Source organism: Agromyces binzhouensis (genome assembly GCF_004135055.1).
Classification (GTDB): domain Bacteria; phylum Actinomycetota; class Actinomycetes; order Actinomycetales; family Microbacteriaceae; genus Agromyces; species Agromyces binzhouensis.
This window is the reverse complement of sequence record NZ_SDPL01000398.1, coordinates 1-2,906: the sequence shown is the minus strand read 5'-3', so window position 1 is coordinate 2,906 and position 2,906 is coordinate 1. Positions and strand designations below refer to the sequence as shown.

Annotated in this window: 4 protein-coding genes; all 4 read right to left on the bottom strand. The window is 74.6% G+C overall.

What is annotated here, in order from left to right; translation table 11 throughout:
* Positions 1-270, bottom strand: a 270-nt coding sequence (locus ESO86_RS14775) for a cation transporter (protein WP_340638866.1), incomplete at its 3' end; no start/stop codon positions are given.
* A complete protein-coding gene (locus tag ESO86_RS14770; protein WP_129235670.1) occupies positions 267-1,136 on the bottom strand; it encodes a hypothetical protein in 870 nt (289 codons plus the stop codon). The genes ESO86_RS14770 and ESO86_RS14775, both read right to left, overlap by 4 nt.
* Before the next feature lie 95 nt (positions 1,137-1,231).
* A complete protein-coding gene (locus ESO86_RS14765) occupies positions 1,232-1,441 on the bottom strand; it encodes a heavy-metal-associated domain-containing protein (protein WP_129235669.1) in 210 nt (69 codons plus the stop codon).
* A 123-nt stretch (positions 1,442-1,564) separates the two neighbouring features.
* Positions 1,565-2,906, bottom strand: a 1,342-nt coding sequence (locus ESO86_RS14760; protein WP_129235668.1) for an amidase, incomplete at its 5' end; no start/stop codon positions are given.

The following is a 2,906-nucleotide window of genomic DNA, read 5'->3' as shown; positions in this document are numbered from 1 at the left end:
GGCCGCCTCGCCGGTGCCGGCACCGGCCGGCGCCGGCGGGAGCTGGGCGCGGTAACCCGCCGCCTCGACCGTCGCGATGAGCTCGGGGTCGTCGACGCCGACGGGCGCCGAGACCCGCGCCTTCTCGGTCGCGTAGTTCACCGTCGCCGTGACGCCGTCGAGGCGGTTGAGCTTCTTCTCGATGCGCATTGCGCACGAGGCGCAGGTCATGCCGCCGATCTCGAGCTCGACGACGCGCTGGTCGCCGGACCCGGTCGCGACGTCGGTCACCGGTGGGCCTCGGCGTGCCCGGCGGCGTCGCCATGCCCGGCTCCGTGCCCGTGCTCGGTGCCGGCGCCGTGATGCGCGAGCTCGTCGCCGGTCGCGGCGATCGCGGTGACGACGAAGGGGACGGACCGGACCACGCCGCCCTCCATCAGGTCGAGGTAGAGCAGGTACCGCCCCGGCGTGGGCGCACTCGCCATGAAGGCGATCTCCGGGCCGGGCACGGTGACGCCGTCGCCGGGCACGCCCAGCGGGTGCACGTGCAGGTAGGCGAGGTCGCCCTGGCGGAGCGCGACGAGGTGCCCGTACGCACCGAGGTACGGCTCGAGCGAGGTCACCGGGGCGCCGCCTCGGGTGACGGTGAAGACGAGCTCGCCCACTCCGCCCGCGACGAGGGTTCCGTCGAGTTCGACCTGGAGGCCGTCGACGTTCGAGGTGATGGCATCGGTCGTGCGCGGCTCGGGGACGAACTCGCCCGCGACCTCCACGGTGCTCGTGAGCGTGATCGTCTCGCCGAGCGCCGTGGGCGTGATGTCGGCGAAGACCCGGTAGGCGCCGGCCGCGTCGAACGTGAACGGGATCCGCCAGGACCCGTCGCCGTGCAGGGCGGGGTGCACGTGCCGGAAGTGCGCGCCGTCGGTCCGCACCACGATGAGGTGCAGCGGCCTGTCGTGCGAGATCTCGACGTCGGTGACCGCGACGCCCGAGGCATCCGTCACTGCGAAGGAGATCTCGCCCGCCTCGCCGGCCCGGGCGGGCGCGGTGAGCGCGGTGAGGGTCAGGCCTCGGTGCGAGACCGCGAGGCCGCGCACGTCGTCGGCGGATGCCGCGTGGGCGGCGTGGTCGCCGTGCCCGGCGATCATGGTGTCCATGGGAGCCTCCTCGTTCGAGGTCCGGGCGGCCGGTGGATCGGCCGAGGTGATGGGTGGCGCCGGGGCGGCGTCGAACCGCCCCGGCGTGCGCGCCGTCAGACGCGCACTGCGGAGTAGCCCGCCTCCTCGACGGCGGCGATCACGCCGGCGTCGTCGAGCTCGGCGGGGGCGGAGAGGGTGAGGGTGCCGGCGGCCGCCGAGACCCGGATGCCGGTCACGCCCGACACCTGCTCGACCTCCTCGCGCACCGACAGTTCGCAGTGCCCGCACGTCATGCCGGTCACCTGGTACTCGCGCTCGCTCATCGGGTTCTCCTCTTCTGGATCGGATCGTGTTCGAGGGTACCCCAGAGGGGTACTTGTACCAAGTCGAACGCAATACCCCAATGGGGTATTCCGTCCAGTGTCGATGCGACCATGCCGATCGAGTCAGCGCGCCGTCGGCGGTGGCATGAGCGGGACCGGGGGCGCCGCGGCATCCGCCGGTCGCTCCCGCTCCCACCACGCCGCGAGCGCGAGGACCCCCAGGTCGGCGAAGCGCGGACCCGCGACCTGCAGTGCGATCGCACGACCGTCCGAGGTCGTTCCCGCGTTGATGCTCACCGCCGGCTGGCCCGACATGTTGTACGGCAGCGTGAACGCGATGTGGGCCATCCCGAGGTCCTCCTCGCCCCACGGCATCGGCCGCTCGGCGGGGAACGCGGCCATCGGCGCGACCGGCGACAGGACCGCGTCGAACGGCGCGGTCGCGAGGACCGTGCGATGCCTGAGCTCCCCGATGTCGTCGTACGCGGCGAGCGCGGCCGTTCCGGAGACGCCGGCGCCGGGCGCGACCCACCGGGCGATGTACGGCAGCACGCGGTCCCGCGCCTCGGGCGTGAGGTCGTCGTAGGTGCGACGGAACCGCACCCGCCAGAACCGGTCGACCTGCCCGAGCAGCCCGTCGTGGAGGAACGGCGCGAGCTCGACGACATCCGCCCCCGCCGAGGCGAACCGTTCCGCGGCCGCCCGCACCGTCGCGGCGACCTCCGGATCGACGGGCAGCCCGGCTCCCGCCTCGGTGTGGACGGCGATCCGGAGCCCGCGGACGTCGACGGCCGGATCCGCCCAGTCGAGCCGCTCGTACGGCAGCGAGGTGTGGTCGCGCACATCCGGTCGCGTCACCACCGCCATCGCCGCCGCGAGGTCGGCGACGCGGCGGCCGATCGGCCCACCCGCGCGCCCGAGGTACGGCGGGTCGATGGGCACGCGCCCCGCGCTGGGCTTCAGCCCGACGAGCCCGAGCCACGCCGCCGGGAACCGGACGGATCCGCCGATGTCGCTGCCCATGTGGATCGGGCCGAGGCCGGCCGCCGCGGCCGCACCGGCACCCGCGCTCGAACCGCCGACCGTGAGCGCCGCGTCGAGCGGACTGCGGGTGACGCCGTGCAGGCTCGAGACGCCCGACGAGAGCATCCCCCAGTCGGGCATGGTCGTCGAGCCGAGCACCACGGCACCCGCCTCGCGGAGCCGGGCCACGATCGGCGAGTCGGCGTCGGGGACGACGGGCGCGGATGCCGCGGAACCCGACCGCGCGGCGACGCCCGCGCGCAGCATGTTCTCCTTGACCGTGACCGGCACCCCGTCGAGCGGGCCGATCGGCGCACCGCGCCGGTGGCGGTCGGCGCTCGCCGCGGCATCCGCCCGCACCTCGTCGGGATCGTGATCGGAGAAGGCGTTCACGACCGGCTCGAACCGGGCGATGCGCGCGAGGGCGTCCTCGGCGACCGCG

Excerpts from the sequence above, each read along its gene's own strand:
- ESO86_RS14770 (WP_129235670.1), bottom strand. The coding sequence starts at position 1,136 with ATGGACACCATGATCGCCGGGCACGGCGACCACGCCGCCCACGCGGCA.
- ESO86_RS14765 (WP_129235669.1), bottom strand. The coding sequence starts at position 1,441 with ATGAGCGAGCGCGAGTACCAGGTGACCGGCATGACGTGCGGGCACTGC.